Source organism: Flavobacterium magnum (assembly GCF_003055625.1).
In the GTDB taxonomy this organism is placed as follows: Bacteria; Bacteroidota; Bacteroidia; order Flavobacteriales; family Flavobacteriaceae; genus Flavobacterium; species Flavobacterium magnum.
In genome coordinates this window covers 175107-199502 of record NZ_CP028811.1, presented here as the reverse complement: position 1 = coordinate 199502, position 24396 = coordinate 175107, and the positions used below count along the sequence as shown (strand labels likewise).

27 protein-coding genes are annotated in these 24396 nt (G+C 45.2%); 21 read left to right on the top strand and 6 right to left on the bottom strand.

All coding sequences use genetic code 11. The features are described from left to right. The first annotated feature begins 2 nt into the window (after nt 1–2). The 6 genes from HYN48_RS00710 (at nt 3) to HYN48_RS00685 (ending at nt 5318) form a co-directional block, all read left to right on the top strand. A complete protein-coding gene (locus tag HYN48_RS00710; RefSeq protein ID WP_108369312.1) occupies nt 3–902 on the top strand; it encodes a lipoprotein in 900 nt (299 codons plus the stop codon). Nucleotides 903–1007: 105 nt separating this feature from the next. Then, complete coding sequence (locus tag HYN48_RS00705; protein ID WP_108369311.1) at nt 1008–1706, top strand: tetratricopeptide repeat protein; 699 nt, start codon at nt 1008–1010, stop codon at nt 1704–1706. Next, nucleotides 1706–3067 (top strand): UDP-N-acetylmuramate--L-alanine ligase, encoded by a 1362-nt coding sequence (locus HYN48_RS00700; protein WP_108369310.1) that lies wholly within the window; start codon nt 1706–1708, stop codon nt 3065–3067. The genes HYN48_RS00705 and HYN48_RS00700 overlap by 1 nt, the downstream gene beginning before the upstream one ends. Before the next feature lie 53 nt (nt 3068–3120). Further along, nucleotides 3121–3816 (top strand): RadC family protein, encoded by a 696-nt coding sequence (gene radC / locus HYN48_RS00695; RefSeq protein WP_108369309.1) that lies wholly within the window; start codon nt 3121–3123, stop codon nt 3814–3816. A gap of 53 nt (nt 3817–3869) precedes the next feature. Next, nucleotides 3870–4556: a YjjG family noncanonical pyrimidine nucleotidase gene (locus HYN48_RS00690; protein WP_108369308.1), complete on the top strand. Its 687-nt coding sequence runs from the start codon at nt 3870–3872 to the stop codon at nt 4554–4556. A 3-nt stretch (nt 4557–4559) separates the two neighbouring features. Continuing rightward, complete coding sequence (locus HYN48_RS00685) at nt 4560–5318, top strand: hypothetical protein (RefSeq protein ID WP_108369307.1); 759 nt, start codon at nt 4560–4562, stop codon at nt 5316–5318. Here the strand turns inward: HYN48_RS00685 and HYN48_RS00680 are convergent. Further along, the gene (locus HYN48_RS00680; RefSeq protein ID WP_108369306.1) at nt 5315–6592 is read right to left on the bottom strand and encodes a replication-associated recombination protein A; all 1278 of its coding nucleotides are present in this window, start codon (nt 6590–6592) and stop codon (nt 5315–5317) included. The two genes, HYN48_RS00685 and HYN48_RS00680, sit on opposite strands and share 4 nt — an antisense overlap. 136 nt (nt 6593–6728) lie before the next feature. Here HYN48_RS00680 and HYN48_RS00675 point away from each other — a divergent pair, with 136 nt between their 5' ends. Further along, entirely contained in the window at nt 6729–7496 is a 768-nt protein-coding gene (locus HYN48_RS00675; protein WP_108369305.1) for a rhomboid family intramembrane serine protease, read from the top strand. On the opposite strand, the gene rlmB is transcribed toward HYN48_RS00675, so the two are convergent. The 5 genes from rlmB to HYN48_RS00650 all read right to left on the bottom strand — a co-directional run bounded on the left by rlmB (nt 7484) and on the right by HYN48_RS00650 (nt 15814). Beyond that, entirely contained in the window at nt 7484–8218 is a 735-nt protein-coding gene (gene rlmB, locus HYN48_RS00670) for a 23S rRNA (guanosine(2251)-2'-O)-methyltransferase RlmB (RefSeq protein ID WP_108369304.1), read from the bottom strand. The genes HYN48_RS00675 and rlmB overlap by 13 nt on opposite strands. Nucleotides 8219–8286: 68 nt before the next feature. Beyond that, nucleotides 8287–9183, bottom strand: a complete 897-nt coding sequence (locus HYN48_RS00665; RefSeq protein WP_108369303.1) for a hypothetical protein — start codon at nt 9181–9183, stop codon at nt 8287–8289. 13 nt (nt 9184–9196) lie between these two features. Further along, the gene (locus tag HYN48_RS00660) at nt 9197–10900 is read right to left on the bottom strand and encodes a SusD/RagB family nutrient-binding outer membrane lipoprotein (protein WP_108369302.1); all 1704 of its coding nucleotides are present in this window, start codon (nt 10898–10900) and stop codon (nt 9197–9199) included. Nucleotides 10901–10910: 10 nt separating this feature from the next. Beyond that, the gene (locus HYN48_RS00655) at nt 10911–14057 is read right to left on the bottom strand and encodes a SusC/RagA family TonB-linked outer membrane protein (protein ID WP_108369301.1); all 3147 of its coding nucleotides are present in this window, start codon (nt 14055–14057) and stop codon (nt 10911–10913) included. 95 nt (nt 14058–14152) lie between these two features. Further along, the gene (locus tag HYN48_RS00650) at nt 14153–15814 is read right to left on the bottom strand and encodes a BamA/TamA family outer membrane protein (RefSeq protein WP_108369300.1); all 1662 of its coding nucleotides are present in this window, start codon (nt 15812–15814) and stop codon (nt 14153–14155) included. Nucleotides 15815–15996: 182 nt separating this feature from the next. Here HYN48_RS00650 and rpsL point away from each other — a divergent pair, with 182 nt between their 5' ends. From rpsL to rpsQ, 14 genes are all read left to right on the top strand, one after another. Then, nucleotides 15997–16380 carry a 30S ribosomal protein S12 gene (gene rpsL / locus HYN48_RS00645; RefSeq protein ID WP_007136570.1) on the top strand — a complete coding sequence of 128 codons (384 nt, stop codon included), beginning with the start codon at nt 15997–15999 and terminating at the stop codon, nt 16378–16380. Between the two features lie 26 nt (nt 16381–16406). Continuing rightward, nucleotides 16407–16883, top strand: coding sequence for a 30S ribosomal protein S7 (gene rpsG / locus HYN48_RS00640; protein WP_108369299.1), 477 nt, complete (start codon nt 16407–16409; stop codon nt 16881–16883). Nucleotides 16884–16892: 9 nt separating this feature from the next. Further along, nucleotides 16893–19049 (top strand): elongation factor G, encoded by a 2157-nt coding sequence (fusA, locus tag HYN48_RS00635; RefSeq protein ID WP_108369298.1) that lies wholly within the window; start codon nt 16893–16895, stop codon nt 19047–19049. A gap of 11 nt (nt 19050–19060) precedes the next feature. Continuing rightward, nucleotides 19061–19366: a 30S ribosomal protein S10 gene (gene rpsJ / locus HYN48_RS00630; protein WP_091141407.1), complete on the top strand. Its 306-nt coding sequence runs from the start codon at nt 19061–19063 to the stop codon at nt 19364–19366. Between the two features lie 247 nt (nt 19367–19613). After that, a complete protein-coding gene (rplC, locus tag HYN48_RS00625) occupies nt 19614–20231 on the top strand; it encodes a 50S ribosomal protein L3 (protein WP_108369297.1) in 618 nt (205 codons plus the stop codon). Beyond that, nucleotides 20231–20860: a 50S ribosomal protein L4 gene (rplD, locus tag HYN48_RS00620; RefSeq protein ID WP_108369296.1), complete on the top strand. Its 630-nt coding sequence runs from the start codon at nt 20231–20233 to the stop codon at nt 20858–20860. The genes rplC and rplD overlap by 1 nt, the downstream gene beginning before the upstream one ends. Before the next feature lie 8 nt (nt 20861–20868). Then, nucleotides 20869–21159, top strand: coding sequence for a 50S ribosomal protein L23 (gene rplW, locus HYN48_RS00615; protein ID WP_108369295.1), 291 nt, complete (start codon nt 20869–20871; stop codon nt 21157–21159). 15 nt (nt 21160–21174) lie between these two features. Beyond that, on the top strand, nt 21175–21999 hold the full coding sequence (rplB, locus tag HYN48_RS00610) for a 50S ribosomal protein L2 (RefSeq protein WP_108369294.1): 825 nt from the start codon (nt 21175–21177) through the stop codon (nt 21997–21999). A gap of 6 nt (nt 22000–22005) precedes the next feature. Next, on the top strand, nt 22006–22284 hold the full coding sequence (gene rpsS / locus HYN48_RS00605) for a 30S ribosomal protein S19 (RefSeq protein ID WP_014085019.1): 279 nt from the start codon (nt 22006–22008) through the stop codon (nt 22282–22284). A 6-nt stretch (nt 22285–22290) separates the two neighbouring features. After that, a complete protein-coding gene (gene rplV / locus HYN48_RS00600; protein WP_108369293.1) occupies nt 22291–22701 on the top strand; it encodes a 50S ribosomal protein L22 in 411 nt (136 codons plus the stop codon). A 5-nt stretch (nt 22702–22706) separates the two neighbouring features. After that, a complete protein-coding gene (gene rpsC / locus HYN48_RS00595; RefSeq protein ID WP_108369292.1) occupies nt 22707–23477 on the top strand; it encodes a 30S ribosomal protein S3 in 771 nt (256 codons plus the stop codon). An 18-nt stretch (nt 23478–23495) separates the two neighbouring features. After that, entirely contained in the window at nt 23496–23921 is a 426-nt protein-coding gene (gene rplP, locus HYN48_RS00590; RefSeq protein WP_108369291.1) for a 50S ribosomal protein L16, read from the top strand. 11 nt (nt 23922–23932) lie between these two features. Further along, nucleotides 23933–24124, top strand: coding sequence for a 50S ribosomal protein L29 (gene rpmC / locus HYN48_RS00585; RefSeq protein WP_108369290.1), 192 nt, complete (start codon nt 23933–23935; stop codon nt 24122–24124). Nucleotides 24125–24134: 10 nt separating this feature from the next. Beyond that, complete coding sequence (rpsQ, locus tag HYN48_RS00580) at nt 24135–24395, top strand: 30S ribosomal protein S17 (protein ID WP_108369289.1); 261 nt, start codon at nt 24135–24137, stop codon at nt 24393–24395. The last annotated feature ends 1 nt before the right edge of the window (nt 24396 follow it).

The window sequence follows — 24396 nt, the reverse complement described above, 5'->3', positions numbered from 1 at the left end:
CAATGAAAAAATCCATTTATATATTTTTCCTGGGCGCTGCTTTTGGCTTAAGTTCGTGTAACGAAAATGACAAAAACGACGGCAGGTTTGACAGTGCAAAGACCTCCAGTGGTTGGGTACAGTTTAGCGACGACTTTTGTGTGGGTGTTGTATATGAAGCGAACTCGCAAATTAATATTCCTGTGGAAATGCATGTTCCTGTGAATAAAGAGGGGACTGAAGTGTATTACAGCATTACCGATACAAACGGAAGCTCAACCGCAATTATTCCGGAACGTACAGGAAGCGTGACCATCACGTCTGATGACCAAATCGGCGGTGGCGCCACGGAGCGTATCATGTTAAAGGACCTTGTTTTGAATCTTACAGATGCAGGTCTTGCACAAACCGCTGAATTCGATGTTACGCTGACGTCAACCAGCAAGCAAGAGGTTACTGTTGGTTTGTCAGATAACACTAAGCCTGTAGTCGTGCACGTCATTGTGCGGGGCTTTGGCGGTGCCTCTTACACTTATGCAGGCAGTGCTGCTGCTTCAATCGGTTTTATGGGACCTGATTTTACACAGGTCTTGACACCTGTTGAAGGTAACCCAAGACAATTTACTACAGCTTCAGCGTGGGGTGTTCAGTTTATCCCGGAGTTAGTAGGTAATCCGGCGGCAATCAGGAATTATCCTGCCATCATTACCATTACTGACCAAAAGAATAGCGAAGGTAAGTATAAGGTTCATGTTGAAGGAATCAATGATCCTGCATCGCCATCAAGATACCCAGGCGGTACAGATTCATTTGACACCTATGACGCTTGCAACGATGTTTTCAGTATCAGATTGAGGCAGGGTGTATTCCCGACCAATCCATTTACTGTTGACGTAACTTACTCACCGGTTCCGGCTGAATAGGTAGATGTCTCAGAATAATTAAGCCCGCTTTTTAAGCGGGCTTTTTTTATGGCTTAACGAACCTGTAACACTATTTTTGTTATTTTTGGAACTCAGCAACGTCATATGAAATACTTGTTTTTGCTTCTTCTCTCATGCCCGGGCTTTTTGTTTTCCCAAACTGATTTTGAGAAGGCTGAAACGCTCTTTCGGCAACAGAAATACGCGCAGTCGCAAGTCCTGTTCGAAAAGGTGTTGAAAGCGTCGCCGGGCCATTTGAAAACTATGGAATATCTCGGGGATATCAATGGGATACAGAAGAACTGGAAGTCAGCCCTTGCGTATTACCGGAAACTCAAACAATTACAGCCTAACACTGCCGATTATGTTTATAAATATGGCGGTGTGCTGGGCATGATAGCCAAAGAATCCAATAAATTTAAAGCTTTGGGCATGATTGGTGAGATTCGAAGCTCTTTTGAGAAAGCGATTAAGCTCGATCCTAAACACATTGACGCGCGGTGGGCGTTAATTGAGCTGTACCTGCAGCTCCCAGGAATCGTCGGCGGCAGTGAAAGGAAAGCCATTGCATATTCTGACCAGCTCATGAAGATTTCCCCCATTGACGGCTATCTGGCTAAAGGGCACATCGACGAATATTTTGAACGCTACACCATCGCCGAACAAGAGTACAGGAAAGCAATCGCACTCGGCAGTTCAAGGGTTTGTTATCAAAAGTTAGCCGACCTTTACAAAAACAAAATGAACCAACCCGAAAAAGCGAGACTTACCTTGGCTGAATACAACGAAAAAAATAAATCCTGATGCGAACACATTTTATTGCCATTGGAGGCAGCGCCATGCACAACCTGGCACTGGCATTACATGACAAAGGTTACGAGATTACCGGAAGTGACGACGCGATCTTCGAACCATCAAAAAGCAGGCTGGCCAAAAAAGGTCTTCTTCCCCAGGAGTTCGGGTGGTTTCCCGACAAGATCACAAATGAAATCGATGCTGTGATATTGGGCATGCATGCCAAGCCGGATAATCCCGAACTGCTGCGCGCACAGGAATTGGGCCTTAAGATTTATTCCTATCCGGAGTTTCTATACGAGCAATCCAAAAATAAGACACGGGTCGTCATCGGCGGATCCCACGGCAAAACCACCATCACCTCCATGATTCTGCATGTCATGCACTACCACAATGTTGCTGTGGATTATATGGTGGGTGCCCAACTTGAAGGCTTCGATAACATGGTTCATCTCACAGAAGACAACGATTTTATCGTGCTCGAAGGCGATGAGTATTTATCTTCACCGATGGACCGCCGTCCGAAGTTCCATTTGTATCAACCCAATATCGCGCTGATCTCAGGGATCGCTTGGGATCACATCAACGTTTTTCCAACCTATGATAATTATGTGGCCCAGTTTGAAACCTTTGTCAGCATGATTACCAATGGAGGAATCCTGGTTTATAATGAAGATGATCCTGAAGTGAAACGCGTTGCGGAGGCTGCCACAAATCCGATCCGGAAATTGCCTTACCGCACGCCCGACTATTTTGTTAAGGATGGAACGACTTACCTTGTAACTGGCGAGGGCAACATGCCGATTTCAGTATTCGGCGGCCACAACCTGAACAATCTGGCCGGCGCGAAGTGGATTTGCCAGAATATGGGTATCGACGAGTCGGATTTTTATGAAGCGATTGCCAGTTTTAAGGGCGCTTCGAAAAGGCTCGAAAAAATTGCAGAAAATAAGCGAAACGTGGCTTACAAGGATTTTGCGCATTCGCCCAGCAAAGTGTCAGCAACCACTAAAGCGGTAAAAGAGCAGTATCCTGAACGCACCTTGATTGCCTGCCTCGAACTGCATACTTACAGCAGCCTGAATCCCGATTTCCTGAAGGAGTATCAAGGCGCACTCGACGCGGCCGATGTCGCGGTGGTATTTTATTCGCCAGATGCCGTCAGGATCAAGCAACTTGACGACATCTCTGCCGAACAGATTGGATCCGCTTTCAAACGAAACGACCTGATTATCTACACCAATCCGGAGGCGTTTAAGGAGTATCTTTTCCATCTGAAGTTCGATACCGAAAGTATCGCATTACTATTGATGAGTTCCGGAAATTATGGAGGGCTTCATTTCGACGAGATCAGACAATTAATGCAATAATGGGATAGGTTATGTTGTTTTTTGATATATTGCGGTAATAAACGCCATGCAACATGTCAGAAAATGCCCCATTCCCCATCCGCAGTTGGTCCGAAGACGACCGTCCCCGTGAGAAGTTAATGCTTAAAGGCAGGAGTTCGCTTAGCGACGCTGAGCTCATAGCCATCCTCATCGGCTCGGGCGGCCGTAATGAGACAGCGGTCGATCTTAGCAAGCGCATCCTGGCGGCTTCCGGAAACAACCTGAATCAGTTATCGAAATTATCGTTGCAGCAATTGATGCAATTTAAAGGAATCGGCGAGGCAAAAGCCGTTTCAATTATTGCGGCGCTAGAATTGGCACGCAGGAAAAAAGCCGCCGAAATCCCCGAAACGCAGAAAGTACTTTCGAGCCGTTCCATTTTTGAATTGATGCAACCTGTTATCGGCGACCTGCCGCACGAGGAGTTTTGGGTTATTTACCTCAATAACTCCAATAAGGTCATCACAAAACTACAGCTCAGTAAAGGTGGGATTACCGGGACTTTGGTCGATGTGAGGCTGGTCTATAAACATGCGTTGGAGTTTGGCGCCACAGCCGTAATCCTCTGCCACAACCATCCATCCGGTACTTTGGTCGCCAGTGATGCCGACAAGACCATTACCCGTAAGCTGGTTTCGGCAGGCGAGAACCTTGACATTAAGGTGCTCGATCATTTGATCGTGACTGAAAGCCATTACCTGAGTTTTGCCGATCAGGGTATTTTATAAAAAGTATTGTGCGATGGAATAACTTTCCGACATTTGCACAGCAACACCCGGTTATGGAAACTAAAATATCCGACATCTTTTTCGACCTCGACCACACGCTATGGGATTTTGAGACAAATTCAGCATTGGCGTTCAGGGAGATTTTCGGTACCAATAATGTTGCTGTGGATCTGGACGAATTCCTTTTGCACTACGTACCCATAAACCTGAAGTATTGGGAGTTGTACCAATACGACAAGATTACACAAAGCGAGTTGCGTTACGGACGGCTCAAAGACGCGTTTGACGCAACCGGATATCAGATTGAGGATGATTTGATTCACGTCCTATCGGCCGAATACATCCGCTGCCTGCCGCAATTCAACCACCTTTTTGAAGGGACAGCCGAAATTCTCGAATATCTCAGTAAAAAGTACCGGCTTCACATCATCACCAACGGATTTCACGACATACAGGGCAGTAAACTCAGGAATTCCAAGATCGACCACTATTTTAACACCATAACCAATTCTGAGACGGCAGGCGTAAAAAAGCCGCATCCGCAGATATTTGAATACGCGCTTAAACAAGCCAACACCCAAAAGGAGCGTTGCCTGATGATAGGCGATAACCTGGAAGCTGACGTGCTCGGCGCCTTAAAATGCGGGTTTGACGCCATTCATTTCACCCCTGGAAAGTCAGGGACAAACCAGGATATTAAATCGATAGCACATTTGCTGCACTTAAAAGAATACCTTTAAACCATGAAAAAACAACTTTGCCTGCTGCTGTTCGTCATTTCTTTTGTGGCTTCTGCCCAGAAAACCCTTAATGACTTTGAGTTTGCCATCGTCCCTGTAAAATTTGACTGGATGTCAAAAGAGAATCAATATCGTGTGAGTACGATTGTAAAGATGAAACTCAACGAACTTGGATTTAAAACATATTACGACACCGAAATCCTGCCTGACGCTGTCGCGGCTAATCGGTGCGACAAGCTTTTCGTGGAGGTGGAGCGCAACAATTCGCTCATGACCACGAAGCTTGCACTCATTTTCAGGGATTGTCAGAATGCGGTGGTTTTCAAGAGCGTTTTCGGATCCAGTAAAAAGAAAGATTTCAATGAAGCGTATGCTGAGGCACTCACGCGTGCATTTGAGTCGGTTGCGGCCCTTAATTATAAGTTTTCGGGGTACAGGCAGGCTAATGATGCGAAAGTGCCTGTAAGCGACCAAATAAAGCCGAAAGAAAATGCCGTCGGGGAAAAACCAGTAGCACTTCAAGCCAAAACTCCGTCAACCGGGGCGGCATTTACTACCGAGAAAACTGCAAACGGCTACCTTATCATCGAGGAAAGCTCTTCGACCGTAAAATTCAGGCTCTCAAAAACCACCGATCCTGGTATTTTTATTGCGGTATCGCAGGGCAGGCAAGGGGTGTTGCTGAAGAAAAACGGTACGTGGTTTTTTGAATGCTACGAGAATGACCAATTGGTCTCAGAACAGACAAACCTCAAACTCTAATATCCGTATTTATTTTTCCAACGGTTCCTCAGGAAATCGCGTGTGGCATTTTCACGCGCATTGTTCCCGGGTTCGTAAAATGCCGTATTGGCAATAGCATCAGGCAGGAATTCCTGTTCGGCGAAATTATTTGCGTAATCATGTGAGTACTTATAATCGTCACCGTACCCTAATTCTTTCATCAGTTTCGTAGGCGCGTTGCGCAAATGCAGGGGTACGGGCAAATCTCCGGTTTGCTTTACCGTTTGCTGTGCTTTGCCTATAGCCATGTAGCTGGCGTTGCTTTTCGGCGACGTGGCCAGATAGACCGCGCACTGGCTCAGGATAATCCGGCTTTCGGGATAACCGATTGTCGTGACGGCCTGAAAAGTGTTGTTGGCCATAATCAACGCGGTGGGGTTTGCGTTACCGATATCCTCACTGGCAAGGATCAGCAGCCTGCGGGCAATAAACTTCACGTCTTCGCCGCCTTCAATCATTCGCGCAAGCCAATACACAGCACCATTGGGGTCGCTGCCGCGTATTGATTTGATAAATGCCGAGATGATGTCGTAATGTTGCTCGCCGGTTTTGTCATAAAGTACGGTGTTCTGCTGCGCCAATCGAAGCACCTCGTTGTTTGTGATGGTGATTTTTCCTTCCGGGGAAGCGTTGACCACGAGTTCAAACACGTTGAGCAATTTGCGTCCGTCGCCTCCGGAGAGCCTCAGCAGGGCTTCGGTTTCTTTCAGGACGATTTTTTTGGTTTTGAGATAAGCGTCCTGCTCCATCGCGCGCCGGAGCAGTTTCTCCAGGTCACTGCGCGAAAAGGCATTAAGGACGTAAACCTGACATCTCGACAGTAACGCGGGGATGACTTCGAAACTCGGATTTTCAGTCGTAGCCCCAATCAGCGTAATCCATCCTTTTTCGACGGCTGCCAGTAACGAGTCCTGCTGCGATTTGCTGAAACGGTGGATCTCATCAATAAAAAGGATTGGGTTTTTTGCGGTGAAAAGCCCTCCACTCTGCTTGGCCTTATCGATTACGTCGCGAATGTCTTTTACGCCCGAGTTGATTGCGCTCAGGATGTAAAACGGACGCCGCGATTCCTCGGCAATGATTTCCGCCAATGTCGTTTTACCCGTGCCCGGCGGCCCCCAGAAAATCAGTGAAGGGATGATGCCTTTTTCAATCTGGAGCGTCAGCGAACCCTTTGGGCCGACAAGGTGTTCCTGACTGATATAATCTTCTAATCGCTTCGGGCGAACGCGTTCGGCTAATGGTGCTTCCATAACTGCAAAATTACGATTTTTAAGGCACCGGAAATTAATTTTTTGGGCGTCCGTTTGTCGTGAAAACTGACAAAATAGCACCGATGCCGCTTTGGGCAAATCTTTGTTACCGCTGGGTCAATCATTTCAATAGACGATGAAAGACAATTACTTCAAATTTTCGCTGTCCGTGATAGCGTTGCCGCTTTTTTCGGTGCTGTTATTGTGGATTGTGTTCTGGGCCAATGCGAAGTTCGGCCTGCACCTTCGGGATTACGGCATTTATCCGCGTACTTTTGAAGGATTGCGCGGCATCCTCTTCAGTCCATTCCTGCATGGTGATATCAGTCATCTTTTCAACAACTCTATCCCATTGTTCATACTGCTCGCGGCTTTGCGCTATTTCTACCGCGAGCTGACTTTCAGGGTCATAGGTTACGGCATCCTCGTTTCAGGGATGCTTACATGGATGATTGCCCGCGATGCATTCCATATCGGCGCCAGTTCCCTGATTTATGTACTGGTGAGTTTCATTTTTTTTAAAGGGATCCGGACGGGATATTATCGGCTGGTTGCCTTATCCATGATGGTGGTGCTGATTTACGGCAGCCTGATCTGGTTTGTATTTCCGGGTGTGGATGAGACGATTTCCTGGGAAGGGCATCTCAGTGGCCTGCTTACGGGCTTTGCGTTCTCGGTAATCTATAAAACACCGGATTATCAAAAGGAAATCCGTTATGAGTGGGAAAAGCCAGAATATGATGCTTCCGCAGATAAATTCATGCAGCGCTTCGATGAAAATGGAAATTTTGTCAATCCGCCACCGCCGGAACCGGAGCCTGAGGTCTTCCCGGGCTACATATTTGTTTATGATTTTATTCCTGAAACCAAAGAAGAAAAGCCGGAGGACAATCAGGCGCGCTGACGCACCGCTTCATAAAGGAATGCGCCACAGGCTACTGAAACATTCAGCGAACCGATGCTGCCTGCCATCGGAAGGCTGGCTTTCTCATCTATAATCTTGAGCACCGATGGATTGATGCCGCGGTCTTCTGAACCCATCACAATCGCAAGTGGTTCATTTAAATTGATGTCGTAAAGGCTGTGTTCTGTTTTTTCGGTGGCTGCGACCGTCTTAATTCCGGATCCCTGCAGATAAAATATGGCATCCTTGATGTGCTCTACCTTGCAGATCGGTACGTTGAAAACGGCGCCTGCAGACGTTTTGACGGTATCTCCGTTGACTGGCGCGGAACCCGCTTTCTGTACGATAATGCCATCCACACCGGTGCATTCTGCAGTACGGATGATGGCACCGAAATTTCGCGCGTCTGAGATTTGATCCAAAATAAGCAATAACGGCATTTTTCCTGTTGCTATGACTTTTTCTGTCAGCGACTCCAGATCATAGAAACTGACAGGGGATATCGAAGCGACGGCACCCTGGTGGTTGTTGTGGGTAAGGCGATTCAGTTTTTCAACAGGGACGTAGGAAAAGTTGACGTTGTTCCTTTTCATGACTTTCATCAGGTCTTTCATCAGTTCGCCTGCAGCATCCTTCTGAATGAATACTTTATCTATTTCTTTTTTAGCTGTAATCGCTTCAATGATGGCCCTGATTCCAAAAATCTGTTGTTCTTTTTCCATGATGCGGCAAAGATATAAATAAAAAAGCCGCCACTTCTGGGTGACGGCTTTATTTACAGAAATTTGGTTTATTCCTTTTCGATCACGAGCTTATATGGACCGTTACCTGAGAAAAGTAAATCAAGCGTCACAGCACCAGTACATGATTTTACATCTCCCGTTCCGCTGACTACGTATGGCGCCGGTGGACCGTAATTGAAGGGTTCGTTTGCAGCTACCGTTACTTCTCCTGTAGCCGGGTCAATAGTTACAAGCATATAACTTGTGTCATAATTGATTAAGTAAGGATTGTTTGTGCTCATGATCCTGAAAGTATATTGGCCGTCCTCTGGATGATATTCTAAAGGAATGACGTCTCCAGCTGCGTAATCCTGCCATGCGTCACTCACTACTTTATAGTTTCCGCTAAAGTTTGATGCGTCATCGATTGGGCAGGAAACATCATAAGTCTGAATTACGGAATAGTAGGCCGAATTGGCAATATTCTGTCCGTAGTTAGCGGTCCCGTCATCGTTGGTCATTTTGATGACTGTCCCGTCTTTCAACGTAATATCGGTAGAAACTAATAATTGGTCCTGAGTCGTGATATCCGCCACCGAATTCACATCCGGAAAGGCCGCGAATATGTCCGCAAGTTTCAGGCTGTAAGTCTTAGGCAGCGATGTGACCCCTGAATCAAGGACAAAGCGGTTCACCGTGCCGTCTCCTTTGAGATAAAAAAGCACTACGTCAAGCGATTGAAACTCTTCTTGTCCAAGCCCAAGTCCTACAGAAAAATTGAGGTTGACATCTCCTCCATCATTTATCCTGATAAAATTTATCGACTGTTCTGAATCGGCCACTTTCTGTATATCAGGGACAGTGCCTTTCTGCGTTTCTATGACTGAGTCCCCTCCGTCATTTTCGCAAGACGGAACCAGCAGGGTTACTGCCAGCAACGTAAGTATTAATTTGATTTTTTTCATAATATTTTTTTATTTAGTTAACATCCCAAAAAATCTTGTACGTACCTGGGTTCTTCTGTGCCGGCGCGTTTTGGTTTGCGTTCAATTCACTTTGTGGCCAGAATAATGAAAATTGGTAATCATTATTCAGTACCGTTTGTGAATCGATGATCGGGAAACCGTCGCCATTGTTCAGTTGATATTCAGGAGACGGGCCGTCTGGATTGGCAAGAACAGGGTAGCCGGTCCTTCTGTAATCATTATACTGGTCAGCCGGATCCCCGAAAGTGGCCACCCATTTCTGCGTCATCACCACTTCTAATTTCTTGGCTGCACTGCCCGCATTAAATTCTGTAATCACGTTTGCAATAAATGAAGTCACTTCCGCAGACCCTGTCAGTACAGGAACATCCTGTGAAGTCAAGTTTCGCGCTACTACCTGATCGACTTTTTCGAAGCTGGCCTCCATAGCCTCCTGGAGCTTGGCTGCAGGATCGCCTGTAATTTTTCCGGCAAGCATCAACTCTGCCTGAATGTACAGGAACTCATCGTAAGTAAGGATCCTGTGCGGAGCGATTCCTGTTGCGGTAGTCCCGCTCTGAACCTGTGCACCTCCATCATCATAACGACCTCCGGCCGGAAATATACCAGGGTATGTATAGGAATTTTCTGCACTGAAATCACGGTTAGGGCCGGTACTTCCAAAACGGATGCTGAAGAATCCTGTCGATGCGTCCCAATAGTCCGCTTTTGGATCTCCTGTTGCAGTATCGCCCTGATCTGGTGGAAACTCTCCGGGAGCCAATTGATTGTAGAAATAGTACGGAATCCTTGGGTCGGGATTTCCATTGTGGATAGTTGGATTCATTCCTTTAAGAATTTCGTAGAACCATGGGCTCATGTACGTAGAAAACTGGGTGCTGTTATACGATTCCAGGAAAAATTTATTTCGCTCGTCGGTTGGGGACAGCTTGTTGGTTTGGTTAAACTGGAAATCGTCATCAATTGAATCGAAGAAATTATTTTCAGTGATTAAGGCGTCAAAACCAGCCTGGTCGAAATCAGGCGTCAACCTGGTTTGGTTATACAGTTTCAATTTGAACGTATTGGCAAATCGGATCCATTTGTCCATATCGCCACCGTAGATCAGGTCATCACTGCCTGGAGTTTGCCCATCCGGGCTTGCCATATTGCCTTTCGCCGTGTCAATCAATGCAAGGATTGCCGCATAAATTTCTTTCTGGTCGTCAAATTTTGGACTCTTGATCCCTGTCGACGCCAATTGCGCGGCCTCTGAATAAGGAATGTCGCCCCACAAGTCGACTGCTGTGGACATAGAATACGCTTTAAGCATCTGTGCGATACCGACGTATTGCATATCACCGGACTCAGTCGCCTGGGCAATCAGCGTTTCGATATTGGTCAGGGTCAGGTAAGTATTATCCCAGTCATTCTTCATGTTGATGTTGTCGACTTTCGTACCATATTGGTCCTGCTCTTCCCTAACGGTCATCTGGTGCGTATACACCTGCAGTATGCTGCCGGTATAATTCAGGAAATTGTTAGTGTTATTGAGGTCGACTTCGATACCACTGAGCAATTGTGTCAGCGGTGCCACCGTCGGGTTGTCAGTATCCGTATCCACATCGAGATATTCACTGCAACTCAGGACCAGCATTGCCGCGGAGGCAATAACCAGTTTCCCTTTGTTTTTATTTATTATATCGAACAGTTTCATATTATTTTTTTTAGAAAGTTAAATTAAGTCTAAATCCATAACGCTTCGCAGTAGGGGCAGCGGTGATTTCCACACCTTGTAACGCCGTTCCTCCAAAACTTGTTGTATCTGGATCGAAATTGGTATATTTTGGTACGTTTGGCGCAAAGTACCATAGGTTGTTTCCGATAACGGAAAAGCTGATACCGCCAAATGGTGTTTTCTCAAGGAATTTCTTTGGCACATCATAAGTAAGGCTCACCTCTCTCAACCTGAAGACCGTACCGTCGTAAATATCGGCTTCGTCCACACTATTGATGGCAAAAGTGTTACCGCCTGCAGGCGAGAAATACAGCTCATTCATATTAATCTGCGTCGTGTTCGGGATTTGATTGCCGGCGCCATCCAGTACCGGGGTTCCATCAGAATTACCATAAAAACCCGGGATGATGAAAGTATGTTCACGATCTTCGGTATCTCTTGTAACACCGCGGCCGAGAAGCGATTCGATAGTCGTTGAACTGATGTCGCCACCTTTACGGTAATCGAATTGTCCGCGAAGTGTAAACCCTTTGTAAGATAAAGTGTTTGTAAAGCTCATTTTGAAATCAGGGTTTGGATCACCGATGATACCCGGAGTAGGATCGGCAATGATACCACCACCATCCTGATCGATCAGGTAATTTCCGTTCGCGTCACGAGCGAATTTTGTACCATAAAATACCCCGAATGGCTCTCCCTTAATGACATAAGAAGGTTCATTAGGATCAAGCGCAAACCTGTCGAGCCCTTCAATCAGCTCAGTAACCTCATTTTTGTTTTTCGTGAACGTGGTGTATAATGTCCATTTGAAGTTTGTGTTCTGGACCGGCACCAGGGTCAATCCAAGTTCGATACCCTTATTGGTCATTTCCCCAAGGTTCGTCCTTAATATTTCATAACCGCTTGAAGTTGGAACCGTTACAGGAGTAAGCAGATCCTTTGTGGTTTTGTTGTACAAGCTCAGGTCAACGATAATCCTCCTTTTGAAGAATTCTAAATCCGTTCCGATTTCAAATTCATCCGTAAATTCAGGAGTGACATTCGGATCTCCGATTTCAGTGTCATTTCTGATGATTGTCGCTCCATTATAAGCCTGCCCCTGTACGAAGCTGCGTTTGATAAATTCGGCATCGGCATCGTTACCCACTTTTGCGTACGCGGCACGCAGTTTTGCAAAACCAAGTACATCACTTTTAATTCCGAGTGCATCGGTCAGGATAATAGAGGCACTTGCGGAAGGGTAGAAGTACGAATTGTTGTCTTTTGGCAGTGAGGAACTGAAATCATTCCTGGCTGTTGCATTAAGGAACAGGTATTCTTTGTAAGAGAATGTGACGTCGGCGAAAATACCCGCATTCCTTTTCCTTGTACTTTCATCGAGCAGGTTCGAAATGTTTTTTACGTTGTGCATGGTGTAAATGTTCGGAAGGTTTAATTCCTTGCCGTAATAAACTATGCGATGTACTGTTTCATCGAATATGTTGTTTCCAAGTATACCTTCGAAATTAAAACTGTCGCTTAACTTATAATTAAAGTTCAGCAACAAAGTGGATTCGATGTTTTGATTGGTGTAATTATCAGTAGTGATGGATCCCAATCCGCCTTCAGCACGCGATCCAAGGTCACGAATTTCCTTACGGGCCAGGTTGTAGCGGTTCACACCGATGCGGTAGCTTGCTGAGATGTGGTCGTTGATGGCATAGTTCAAATTCATACCCGTCACGGTCCTGTAAGTGTCTGTGGAAATCTGATCATGCTCCCAGGACCATAATGGATGGTCAAACTGTCCGGCAACGGGAGTCACGGAGTAGCCTGTAACAGGATCCTTGTATGGTAAGTTGAAGTCCCAGTTCCTTGCCAGGTACAATGTCCTTGCAAACGAAGACGAAGAACCGTCAAATTGGTTTTCACCGAAGAAACCGCCTACCTGAGCAGTTTTAGATAAACTGGCATTTGCCCCTACGGTAAGTTTGTTGGCCAATTTAAAAGTACCTCCAACAGCTATTGACGTCCTGTCATACGTGTTGTAAGGAATATAACCGTCCTGATCGAGATCCGAGATGGTTACATTGAAACTGCCGTCCTGTCCGCTGTAGCTGAAACCGATTGTATTATCGATCACCGTACCGGTCTGGAACAGGTCCTTAACGTTATTCGGATGGGCTACGTAAGGTTGTGTTGGTCCCAATTCAGGAAACGCATCAAGCAGTGGACCCCATGTAGGGATCGTTGTCAGCGATTCGAAACTTGGTCCCCACGAACCATTCGAATTGGAATAATTTCCATTGGCTCCAGCCCCATATTTGTTTTGGTAATCCGGTAAATTGGCAATGGTCTCGAAATAAGTTCCGGTACCCACATTCACGCTCAGTTTGCTGTCTTTCTTGCCACCTGATCCTGATTTTGTAGTGATTACGATAACCCCGTTACGCGCCCTTGAGCCGTAAAGCGCAGAAGCAGCCGCACTCTTCAGTACGTTGAAGGTCGCAATGTCATTCGGGTCAAGACTGGAAAGTCCGTTCTGGTATCCACCACCACCGGTAACTTGGCTTGATGTCGTAATTTCGGTGTTGTCATAGGCCACACCATCCACGATGATCAGAGGTTGTGTGTCGCCGTTAAACGAATTGATACCCCTGATTGTAATCTGGTTTGCCGCACCGGCGACCCCCGTTGAGACGTTCACGTTTACACCCGCAACCTTACCGTTTAACGAACGGATTAGGTCCGGTTCGGAATTTCCCGTAAGATCTTCGGCTTTCACACTGCTTACAGAGTACCCCAGATCTTTCGGGTTTCTCTTGATTCCGAACGCCGTCACGACCACACCTTCGAGCTCCACCGCATCTTCGGCCATTTTTACGTTCAGGTTTGTGGAAGAGGCAGTGACTTCCTGTGTTTTCATTCCGATGAAACTGAACACCAACACGGTTGTAGGTGTTGCCTGGATGGAAAACTTACCATCAAAATCGGTCTGGGTACCGGTTTGCGTCCCCTTGACGACAATGCTTACGCCGGGAAGCGGTAAGCCACTATTGTCAGAAACTGTCCCGCTAACCGTCCTTTCCTGTGCAAATGCGAATTGCACAAACAGCACAAAAAGCACTGCAAAGTAATTTGTTAATCTAGGTTTCATATTTATTAATTTGATTTAGTTATAACCAAATATCTTAAATATTCGTTAACAATCCAAACAAATGTTGAACGAACTCTATGTTTTAACAGGAAAAGCTAAAAATTTGTCTTAAAACTCAGGTGCACTATGGAGTTGGAAAGTTTGATTTCCTGATGGTTAGCGTTTCCGTTGGCATACACCAGGTTGAGCAGCCCGTTTTTCGTTAAAATACCGAAACCCAGTCCGAATCCGAACAAAGTCCCCTCATTTTTCATAGCGCTGTCTTCGAAATACGCATAATCTGTGATGGTATGAACGTATAAATTTGGCGCTATGCGATAACGGTATTCGGTCAGTACCGAAAGCAGCGTATTGCCCTGGAGGCTGTTTTCGTTGAACCCGCGGACTGAGTTGATGCCGCCGAACCGGTATAGCTCATTGATGATGTACATGCCGCTTTTGAGGTAGTAATCCTGTGTCCTGATGTTGAAGATGTTTTTTTCGTCGAGATACACGTTGTGAAAAGCATCGAGGCTCACGAACGCCTGTTGGTCGGAATGCAATTTTGAACGGCGCGAGCCATTTCCGGCTTTCAGGCTCAGCTTCGATTGCTCCGGGAAAAGGAAATCCCCCGACCTGAAATCCCGGTATTCAAAATCGGCCGTTACAAATGAATTTTTGTAATCGCTGAGGCTGGCTGAATTCTGGTTTTGAATGTCGCTCGATTCTGAAGACTGATAGCCCATGTACAGGCGCTTGTTGTAGTCAAAAAGATAGCCAAGGTCGATGGCCGTTCGGGTATTCTGGAACGTGCTGTCCTGCCTGAAAATGTTCAGGTATGTTTTGAGCCCGAGCCGCGACCTGAAGATGTAAGGCAGTTCGAGTCCGAGATTGAAGGTTTTCTGGTCATCGCCGTCGCTCTTCCAGTATATCGAAAGCTCTTCGCCCGAGTTCAGGATATTGACCAGCAAAAGGTCAAGGTAGCCGTTTAGTTTTACATCGCTCTGCTCGTCGTTCGAGAACCCGATGAAGCCCTCAAATTTACTCGGCTTGGCTTTTTCAAGATACACGTACGCTTTGGTGGTGTCTTTCGTAAAAAGGATTTCCGGGTATTTGGTCTGCTTGACAAACCGGAATTTGTCGAATTCGTCGTGAATTTTTTTTAGGTTTTGCTGCGAAAACGTCTTTTTGCCGTATTGTTTTTTAATGCTGGCCAGGTGTCCGGCAGGGAACTTTTCATAACCCTTCACGACAATGTCGTTGAGCTGCCGTTTGATCCCGAAGTCGACAATCAGGTCGGCGTAAAGGCTCCGGCCGGTTTTCCTGAAATGGTCCAGCCTGACTTTTGCCAAAGCGAACCCGCGGTTTTCCAACTGCAGGGAAATGTTTTTGAGATAGGCTTCCGCAGCTGCGATGCTGACCTCCGCTATGCCGGATTTTGAATCGATTGCCATTTTGTCCCGTAATGCGGGTGGAATCCGGATAAAAACCGATTTGGTCTGCTCGCCCAATGAAAATTTGTAATTGAAAACCGAATCATTTTCTTTTTCAGTTTCGTTAAAGGTGTTTTCGAGGTAGCCTTTGTTGGTAAGCGCTTCCGATACTTTGCCAACGGTGGCTTTTATCGATTTAAGGTCAGCGTGTTTTTTTGGATATGAAACCGAGTCGATCGTCCGGTTTTCCAAAGCATTTTCGCCTGAAATTCGCAGCGTCAGTTGTTGCGCACTCCCTTCTGCGGAAGCGAAAAAAACAAAAAGCAGCCAGAGGAAATGTTTCAAGGCGATCTGATTTCGGGTAAAATTAATTCAAATAAACGCTTATTTGCGATAAAAATTACGATGGCGCATCACGCACTTGAAAATTAATGTTTTAAGATTTGTTTGGTTGAAAATAATCACTACATTTGCAACCCCGTAAAAAGCGGGAAATTTATAACGTAATATATTTTTAGTATTAAATTATGCCAACAATTCAACAATTAGTAAGAACTGGAAGAACCCAGATAACTAAGAAGAGTAAATCGGTTGCTTTGGATTCATGCCCTCAAAGAAGGGGAGTATGTACGCGTGTTTACACTACTACACCTAAAAAGCCAAACTCAGCGATGCGTAAAGTAGCGCGTGTACGTTTGACTAACGGTAATGAGGTAAACGCCTACATCCCTGGAGAAGGCCATAACCTGCAAGAGCACTCGATAGTATTAGTTAGGGGTGGAAGGGTAAAGGATTTACCGGGAGTTAGGTATCACATCGTTCGTGGTGCGCTTGATACATCAGGTGTTGCCGGAAGGACGCAAAGGAGATCTAAATACGGTGCTAAACGCCCTAAAGAAGCTAAAAAGTAATTTAACTTTTAAAGTAAAGAAAAGACATGAGAAAAAGACAGGCCAAGAAAAGACCTCTTTTGCCGGATCCAAGGTTTAACGACCAATTGGTAACACGTTTTGTAAATAACTTAATGTGGGACGGTAAGAAATCAACTGCTTTCAAAGTATTCTATGATGCAATCGATATCGTAGAAACCAAGAAACAAGATGCTGAGAAATCAGCCCTTGAAATCTGGAAAGATGCGCTGACCAATGTGATGCCGCACGTAGAAGTACGTTCGCGCCGTGTGGGTGGAGCTACATTCCAGATCCCGATGCAAATCAGACCAGACCGTAAAATCTCTATGGCGATGAAGTGGATGATCCTTTATGCGCGTAGAAGAAATGAGAAATCCATGGCGCAACGTCTGGCTTCTGAAGTTTTAGCTGCCGCTAAGGAAGAAGGTGCCGCCGTTAAGAAACGTATGGATACCCATAAAATGGCTGAAGCAAACAAAGCGTTCTCTCACTTTAGATTTTAATCATAAGAAATGGCAAGAGATTTAAAATACACAAGAAACATTGGGATTGCTGCCCACATCGATGCCGGTAAGACGACAACGACGGAGCGTATCCTTTTTTATACCGGAAAGTCACACAAAATAGGGGAAGTGCACGATGGTGCTGCTACTATGGACTGGATGGCGCAGGAGCAGGAGCGTGGTATCACGATCACTTCGGCTGCTACAACCTGTGAGTGGAATTTCCCTACAATCCAGGGCAAGGTCACTCCGGAAACAAAACCGTATCACTTTAATATTATCGATACCCCTGGGCACGTGGATTTTACCGTCGAGGTAAACCGTTCGCTGCGTGTACTGGATGGACTTGTTTTCCTTTTCTCTGCGGTTGATGGTGTAGAGCCACAATCAGAGACGAACTGGAGGCTTGCTGACCAGTACCGTGTGCCACGTATGGGATTCGTGAACAAAATGGACCGTCAGGGATCAAACTTCCTTGGTGTTTGCCAGCAGGTTCGTGATATGTTGAAATCAAATGCTGTGGCAATCACGTTGCCTATCGGTGATGAGATCGATTTCAAAGGTGTGGTGGATTTGGTGAAGAATCAGGCTATTGTATGGCATGATGAGACACAAGGCGCTACTTTCGATATTGTTGACATTCCTGCTGACATGGTAGACGAGGTAAAAGAATACCGCTCTATCCTGATCGAGGCTGTGGCAGAATATGACGAGAACCTTTTGGATAAATATATGGAAGATGAAAATTCCATTACTGAAGAGGAAATCAATAACGCTTTGCGCGCGGCTACCATCGATATGGCCATCATCCCGATGATTGCAGGTTCTTCATTCAAAAATAAAGGGGTTCAGTTTATGCTGGATGCAGTTTGTAAATATCTGCCAGCTCCCACCGACAAAGAAGGTATCGAAGGTATCCATCCTGACGATGCTGATTTGTTAGAAGAAGATCAGACTAAAATTTTGCGTCGTCCTGACGTAAAAGAGCCGTTTGCTGCCTTGGCATTTAAGATTGCCACTGACCCGTTCGTAGGACGTCTGGCTTTCTTCCGTGCTTACTCGGGCCGCCTTGATGCCGGTTCATACATCCTGAACACGCGTTCAGGTAACAAGGAGCGTATTTCACGTATCTACCAGATGCACGCCAACAAGCAAAACCCAATCGAGTTTATCGAAGCTGGTGATATTGGTGCGGCTGTTGGATTTAAGGATATCAAGACCGGTGATACATTGTGTGATGAGAAGAACCCGATTATCCTGGAATCTATGAAATTCCCTGATCCCGTAATCGGTATCGCGATCGAGCCTAAGACTAAGGCTGACGTGGATAAGATGGGTATGGCTTTGGCCAAACTGGCTGAAGAGGATCCGACGTTTACCGTTCGTACAGATGAGGCTTCAGGTCAGACGATCATCTCTGGTATGGGTGAGCTTCACCTCGATATCCTTGTAGATCGTATGAAGCGTGAATTTAAAGTGGAAGTAAACCAGGGCGAGCCTCAGGTTGAATATAAAGAAGCATTTACCAAATCAGCACAGCACCGTGAAGTGTACAAGAAACAGTCGGGTGGTCGTGGTAAATTCGGTGATATCGTATTCCGTCTTGAGCCAGCTCAGGAAGTGGATGGAAAAGTGCCGATGGGCTTACAGTTCGTTAACGAGGTAAAAGGAGGTAACGTTCCTAAGGAATTTATCCCTGCCGTAGAAAAAGGTTTCCGTGAGGCTATGAAAACCGGTCCGTTGGCTGGTTATCAGGTGGACAGCTTAAGGGTTACTCTGCTTGACGGTTCTTACCACGCGGTGGATTCGGATGCACTTTCATTTGAATTGGCGGCGAAGATGGGTTACAAAGAAGTGGCGAAAGCTGCAGGAGCCATCGTTCTGGAGCCAATCATGAAAATCGAGGTAATTACCCCTGAGGAAAACATGGGTGATATCGTAGGGGATTTGAATCGTCGTCGTGGCCAGGTCAATGACATGGGTGACAGGAACGGTGCCAAAACCATCAAGGCCGATGTGCCGCTTTCTGAGATGTTCGGTTATGTAACTACATTAAGGACATTATCTTCAGGACGTGCCACTTCTACTATGGAGTTTTCTCACTACGCTGAAACGCCTTCGAACATTTCGGAAGCGGTAATCAAAAAAGCAAAAGGTAACGCTTAATCTTTAAGAAAATGAGTCAAAAAATCAGAATAAAATTGAAATCGTACGATCATATGCTTGTCGACAAATCGTCAGAGAAGATCGTAAAAACGGTGAAAAGCACCGGCGCTGTGGTTACAGGTCCTATTCCGTTGCCAACGCACAAAAAACTTTTTACCGTACTGCGTTCTCCGCACGTAAACAAAAAAGCGAGGGAGCAGTTTGAAGTAATGTCATACAAAAGGTTAATTGATATTTACTCTTCGTCTTCAAAAACCATTGACGCCCTGATGAAATTAGAGTTGCCAAGCGGTGTTGAAGTGGAAATCAAAGTATAAGTATCTGTAGCTTATTACTGATAATCCGCCGGGAAGTTTTCCGGCGGATTTTTTTTAAGCCGGAATCAAAATTGGTAATAAAGGGGTAAAAAACACTTCTTTCGGCCTTTTTATTGCTGTTTGAAAAAAAACTTAAAAAAAGGATTATCAATAGTTTGCATAAACAAATAAATGTTTTACTTTTGCACGCTCGAAAGGGAGCGGTATGTGCCGTTCTCAATTTTTTAACAATTTATAAATATTTAATATGTCTGGGTTAATTGGCAGAAAAATCGGCATGACCAGCATCTTTGACGAGAACGGAAAAAACATTCCGTGTACCGTAATCGAAGCTGGACCATGTGTAGTTACCCAAGTCAGAACCAAAGAGGTCGACGGGTATGAAGCGTTGCAACTTGGTTTCGATGACAAAACTGAAAAACATTCCACAAAAGCGGCTATCGGTCACTTTAAGAAAGCTGGAACTGTTGCTAAGAAAAAAGTCGTTGAATTCCAGGATTTCGCAACAGAGCAAAAATTGGGTGACATCATTGATGTGACCGTTTTTGAAGAAGGTGAATTTGTGGACGTGCAAGGCGTTAGCAAAGGTAAAGGTTTCCAGGGTGTTGTAAAGCGTCACGGTTTTGGCGGGGTAGGACAGTCTACTCACGGTCAGCACAACCGTTTGCGTGCGCCTGGTTCTGTGGGAGCTTCATCTTATCCTTCACGTGTATTCAAAGGAATGCGTATGGCGGGAAGAATGGGTGGAGAAAATGTTAAAGTTCAAAACCTGAGGGTGTTGAAGGTATTGGCCGATAAAAACCTGATCCTGGTTAAAGGTGCCATTCCTGGTCACAACAACTCTTATGTAATCATTCAGAAGTAATGGAAGTAAAAGTTTTAAATATCAGCGGAAAAGAAACTGGAAGAAAAGTACAGCTTTCTGATGACGTTTTTGGTATCGAGCCAAACAAGCATGCGGTTTACCTTGATGTAAAGCAGTATCTGGCTAACCAAAGGCAAGGTACGCACAAGGCCAAGGAGCGTGCAGAAGTAACCGGATCAACCCGCAAGATCAAGAAGCAAAAAGGTACCGGTACAGCGCGTGCTGGTTCTGTTAAATCGCCATTGTTCAAAGGTGGGGGAACTGTTTTCGGGCCACGTCCGAGAAGTTACTCTTTCAAACTGAATAAAAACCTGAAGCGTCTGGCAAGGAAATCGGCTTTCGCATTGAAGGCACAGGAATCAAGCCTGATCGTTTTGGAAGACTTCAATTTTGATACTCCGAATACTAAAAGTTTCATTAACGTATTGAAAGCTTTAGGGTTAGAGAACAAAAAATCTTTGTTCGTGTTGGGTGATACTAATAAAAATGTATATTTGTCGTCACGCAATTTAAAGGCTTCAAGCGTTGTAATGAGCTCAGAATTAAGTACTTACGCAATCCTTAACGCAAATAATGTTGTGCTTTTGGAAGGTTCTTTAGAAGGAATTGAAGAAAATTTAAGCAAATAAGATAGGATATGAGCATCATAATTAAGCCTATAGTAACTGAAAAAGTAACCAAGCAGGGAGAGGTTCTGAACCAGTTCGGGTTCGTGGTAGATAAAAAAGCCAACAAAGTACAGATTAAGAAAGCTGTTGAAGCTGCTTATGGCGTAACGATAGTTAGCGTGAATACCATGAACGTTCGTCCGGACAGGAGTACGAAATACACCAAAAGCGGTATGATCAGTGGAAAGACGAATGCATTCAAGAAAGCAATCGTACAAGTACAAGAAGGAGAAACAATAGATTTTTACAACAACATCTAATAATAAGGCAGCACTATGTCAGTTAGAAAATTAAAACCTATTACCCCGGGCCAGCGATTTAGAGTTGTGAATAGTTTTGACGCTATTACAACTGATAAGCCGGAGCGTTCATTGATCGCACCGATAAAAAACTCAGGAGGTAGAAATAGTCAAGGAAAGATGACCATGCGTTATACGGGTGGTGGTCACAAGCAGCGTTATCGTATTATTGATTTCAAACGTACCAAGGATGGAATTCCTGCTACGGTGAAGTCGATCGAGTATGATCCAAACAGGACTGCGTTCATCGCCTTATTGGCTTACGCCGATGGTGAGAAAACTTATATTATTGCCCAAAACGGATTGCAGGTAGGCCAGAAATTAGTTTCCGGAGCTGAAGCGCAACCTGAAATCGGTAATACATTGCCATTGAGCAAAATTCCATTGGGAACCGTAATTTCATGTATTGAATTACGCCCGGGGCAGGGAGCGGTTATCGCCCGTTCTGCCGGAACTTTTGCACAATTGATGGCAAGGGACGGAAAGTATGCTACAATCAAGATGCCTTCAGGAGAGACAAGGTTGATCCTTTTGACCTGTTCGGCAACTATTGGAGCAGTTTCAAACTCTGACCACCAGTTGATCGTTTCCGGTAAAGCCGGTAGGACAAGATGGTTGGGCAGAAGGCCAAGAACAAGGCCGGTAGCGATGAACCCTGTCGATCACCCAATGGGTGGTGGAGAAGGACGCTCTTCAGGTGGACATCCGCGTTCAAGAAAAGGATTGCCAGCTAAAGGTTACAGGACGCGTGCGAAGCAAAACCCGAGTAATAAGTATATCGTAGAACGTAGAAAGAAATAATAAGATATGGCACGTTCATTAAAAAAAGGACCTTTTGTTCACTACAAGTTAGACAAAAAAGTTCAGGAGAATATTGAAAAGGGTAACAAAGGCGTAGTAAAGACCTGGTCTCGCGCTTCCATGATTACACCTGACTTCGTAGGACAAACGATCGCTGTACACAACGGTCGTCAGTTTGTACCGGTTTACGTAACAGAAAACATGGTAGGTCATAAATTAGGAGAATTTTCGCCAACAAGATCATTCCGTGGTCACGCTGGAGCAAAAAATAAAGGTAAAAAATAAGAAGCAATGGGAGTTCGTAAAAGAGAAAGAGCCGAAGGCATCAAAGAAGCTAACAAGCAGATTGCTTTCGCAAAGTTGAATAACTGCCCTACTTCACCTAGAAAAATGCGCTTGGTAGCGGACTTGGTAAGAGGTCAGAAGGTTGAAAGGGCGTTGAACATCTTAAGGTTCAGCACCAAAGAGGCTTCACGCAAGCTTGAAAAACTGTTGTTATCTGCAATCAACAACTGGGAGCAGAAAAATGCTGACGGAAACGTTGCAGAAGCAGGCTTGATCGTGAAAGAAATCCGTGTTGACGGAGGTATGATGCTCAAAAGGCTTCGTCCTGCGCCGCAAGGAAGGGCACACAGAATTAGAAAGCGTTCCAACCACGTAACAATCGTGTTGGGACAATTAGATAACACACAAAGCAACTAAGAGAAATGGGACAAAAGACAAATCCAATCGGAAACAGACTTGGGATCATCAGGGGATGGGACTCTAACTGGTTTGGAGGTAATGACTACGGTGATAAGATCGCCGAGGATTACAAAATCAGGAAGTACATCCACGCCCGTCTATCTAAAGCTAGTGTATCAAAAGTAATCATCGAGAGAACTTTGAAGCTTGTAACCGTTACTATCACCACTGCCCGTCCCGGTATTATTATTGGGAAAGGCGGCCAGGAGGTAGACAAGCTGAAAGAGGAATTGAAGAAGGTTACTGACAAGGAGGTTCAAATCAACATCTTTGAAATCAAAAGACCTGAACTGGATGCTTTTTTAGTTGCATCAAGCATCGCCCGTCAGATCGAAAGCCGTATTTCTTACAGAAGGGCAATCAAAATGGCTATTGCTGCCTCTATGCGTATGAACGCTGAAGGCATCAAGGTTTTGATTTCCGGACGTTTGAACGGGGCTGAGATGGCACGTTCAGAGGGTTTCAAAGAAGGACGTATTCCTCTTTCAACTTTCAGGGCCGATATTGACTATGCTTTGGCTGAAGCGCACACGACTTACGGTCGTATGGGTATCAAGGTATGGATCATGAAAGGTGAAGTTTACGGTAAGAGAGATCTTTCTCCACTTGTCGGAATGGACAAGCAGAAGTCTGGTACCGGTGGTGACAAGCGCAACGATGGCCCAAGGGGTGATCGCAAGCCTTTCAACAAGGACAGGAAACCAGGTGGCGGCGGAGACCGTAAAAGAAAGTAATTTTAAAAAGTAAAGAAAATGTTACAGCCTAAAAGAACAAAATACCGTAAGGTACAAAAAGGTAGAATGAAGGGGAATGCCAACAGAGGGCATGAACTTTCAAACGGAATGTTCGGAATTAAATCTGTACACGAAGATGGTATGTTTTTGACTTCCCGTCAAATCGAGGCTGCGCGTATTGCTGCAACCCGTTACATGAAAAGGGAGGGTCAATTATGGATCAAAATTTTCCCGGATAAGCCTATCACCAAAAAGCCTCTTGAGGTACGTATGGGTAAAGGTAAAGGAGCCGTTGAATATTGGGCTGCCGTTGTAAAACCGGGAAGAATCATGTTTGAGGTCGGTGGTGTGCCATTGTCAGTTGCCAAGGAAGCTTTGCGTCTGGCTGCACAAAAATTGCCGGTTAAGACCAAATTCGTAGTTGCAAGAGATTTCGAAGCATAATTTATAGCATTATGAAACAAACAGAAATTAAAGATCTTTCCGTTGCTGAATTGCAGGAAAAACTGAGCCAGACTAAAAAGACCTATAACGATCTTAAAATGGCCCACGCTATTTCTCCTATAGAGAATCCGCTTCAAATCAGAAGTGTAAGAAGGACAGTTGCAAGACTGGCTACTGAATTGGGCAAAAGAGAGCAACAATAATCCTGCAAAAATGGAAGATAAAAGAAACTTAAGAAAAGAGAGAATAGGTGTGGTTACCTCAAACAAGATGGACAAGTCCATTGTTGTGTCACAGGTCACTAAAGTAAAGCACCCGTTATACGGTAAGTTCGTATTGAAAACAAAGAAATTTGTTGCACACGACGAAAAAAATGACTGCAATATTGGCGATACGGTAAGGATACACGAGACGCGTCCTTTAAGTAAAACCAAAAATTGGAGATTGGTTGAAATCATTGAAAGAGCTAAGTAAT

Bases quoted from the DNA above. Each gene is read 5' to 3' on its own strand.
- HYN48_RS00710 (WP_108369312.1), top strand. From the start codon at position 3: ATGAAAAAATCCATTTATATATTTTTCCTGGGCGCTGCTTTTGGCTTA.
- HYN48_RS00705 (WP_108369311.1), top strand. From the start codon at position 1,008: ATGAAATACTTGTTTTTGCTTCTTCTCTCATGCCCGGGCTTTTTGTTT.
- HYN48_RS00700 (WP_108369310.1), top strand. From the start codon at position 1,706: ATGCGAACACATTTTATTGCCATTGGAGGCAGCGCCATGCACAACCTG.
- radC (WP_108369309.1), top strand. From the start codon at position 3,121: ATGTCAGAAAATGCCCCATTCCCCATCCGCAGTTGGTCCGAAGACGAC.
- HYN48_RS00690 (WP_108369308.1), top strand. From the start codon at position 3,870: ATGGAAACTAAAATATCCGACATCTTTTTCGACCTCGACCACACGCTA.
- HYN48_RS00685 (WP_108369307.1), top strand. From the start codon at position 4,560: ATGAAAAAACAACTTTGCCTGCTGCTGTTCGTCATTTCTTTTGTGGCT.
- HYN48_RS00680 (WP_108369306.1), bottom strand. From the start codon at position 6,592: ATGGAAGCACCATTAGCCGAACGCGTTCGCCCGAAGCGATTAGAAGAT.
- HYN48_RS00675 (WP_108369305.1), top strand. From the start codon at position 6,729: ATGAAAGACAATTACTTCAAATTTTCGCTGTCCGTGATAGCGTTGCCG.
- rlmB (WP_108369304.1), bottom strand. From the start codon at position 8,218: ATGGAAAAAGAACAACAGATTTTTGGAATCAGGGCCATCATTGAAGCG.
- HYN48_RS00665 (WP_108369303.1), bottom strand. From the start codon at position 9,183: ATGAAAAAAATCAAATTAATACTTACGTTGCTGGCAGTAACCCTGCTG.
- HYN48_RS00660 (WP_108369302.1), bottom strand. From the start codon at position 10,900: ATGAAACTGTTCGATATAATAAATAAAAACAAAGGGAAACTGGTTATT.
- HYN48_RS00655 (WP_108369301.1), bottom strand. From the start codon at position 14,057: ATGAAACCTAGATTAACAAATTACTTTGCAGTGCTTTTTGTGCTGTTT.
- rpsL (WP_007136570.1), top strand. From the start codon at position 15,997: ATGCCAACAATTCAACAATTAGTAAGAACTGGAAGAACCCAGATAACT.
- rpsG (WP_108369299.1), top strand. From the start codon at position 16,407: ATGAGAAAAAGACAGGCCAAGAAAAGACCTCTTTTGCCGGATCCAAGG.
- fusA (WP_108369298.1), top strand. From the start codon at position 16,893: ATGGCAAGAGATTTAAAATACACAAGAAACATTGGGATTGCTGCCCAC.
- rpsJ (WP_091141407.1), top strand. From the start codon at position 19,061: ATGAGTCAAAAAATCAGAATAAAATTGAAATCGTACGATCATATGCTT.
- rplC (WP_108369297.1), top strand. From the start codon at position 19,614: ATGTCTGGGTTAATTGGCAGAAAAATCGGCATGACCAGCATCTTTGAC.
- rplD (WP_108369296.1), top strand. From the start codon at position 20,231: ATGGAAGTAAAAGTTTTAAATATCAGCGGAAAAGAAACTGGAAGAAAA.
- rplW (WP_108369295.1), top strand. From the start codon at position 20,869: ATGAGCATCATAATTAAGCCTATAGTAACTGAAAAAGTAACCAAGCAG.
- rplB (WP_108369294.1), top strand. From the start codon at position 21,175: ATGTCAGTTAGAAAATTAAAACCTATTACCCCGGGCCAGCGATTTAGA.
- rpsS (WP_014085019.1), top strand. From the start codon at position 22,006: ATGGCACGTTCATTAAAAAAAGGACCTTTTGTTCACTACAAGTTAGAC.
- rplV (WP_108369293.1), top strand. From the start codon at position 22,291: ATGGGAGTTCGTAAAAGAGAAAGAGCCGAAGGCATCAAAGAAGCTAAC.
- rpsC (WP_108369292.1), top strand. From the start codon at position 22,707: ATGGGACAAAAGACAAATCCAATCGGAAACAGACTTGGGATCATCAGG.
- rplP (WP_108369291.1), top strand. From the start codon at position 23,496: ATGTTACAGCCTAAAAGAACAAAATACCGTAAGGTACAAAAAGGTAGA.
- rpmC (WP_108369290.1), top strand. From the start codon at position 23,933: ATGAAACAAACAGAAATTAAAGATCTTTCCGTTGCTGAATTGCAGGAA.
- rpsQ (WP_108369289.1), top strand. From the start codon at position 24,135: ATGGAAGATAAAAGAAACTTAAGAAAAGAGAGAATAGGTGTGGTTACC.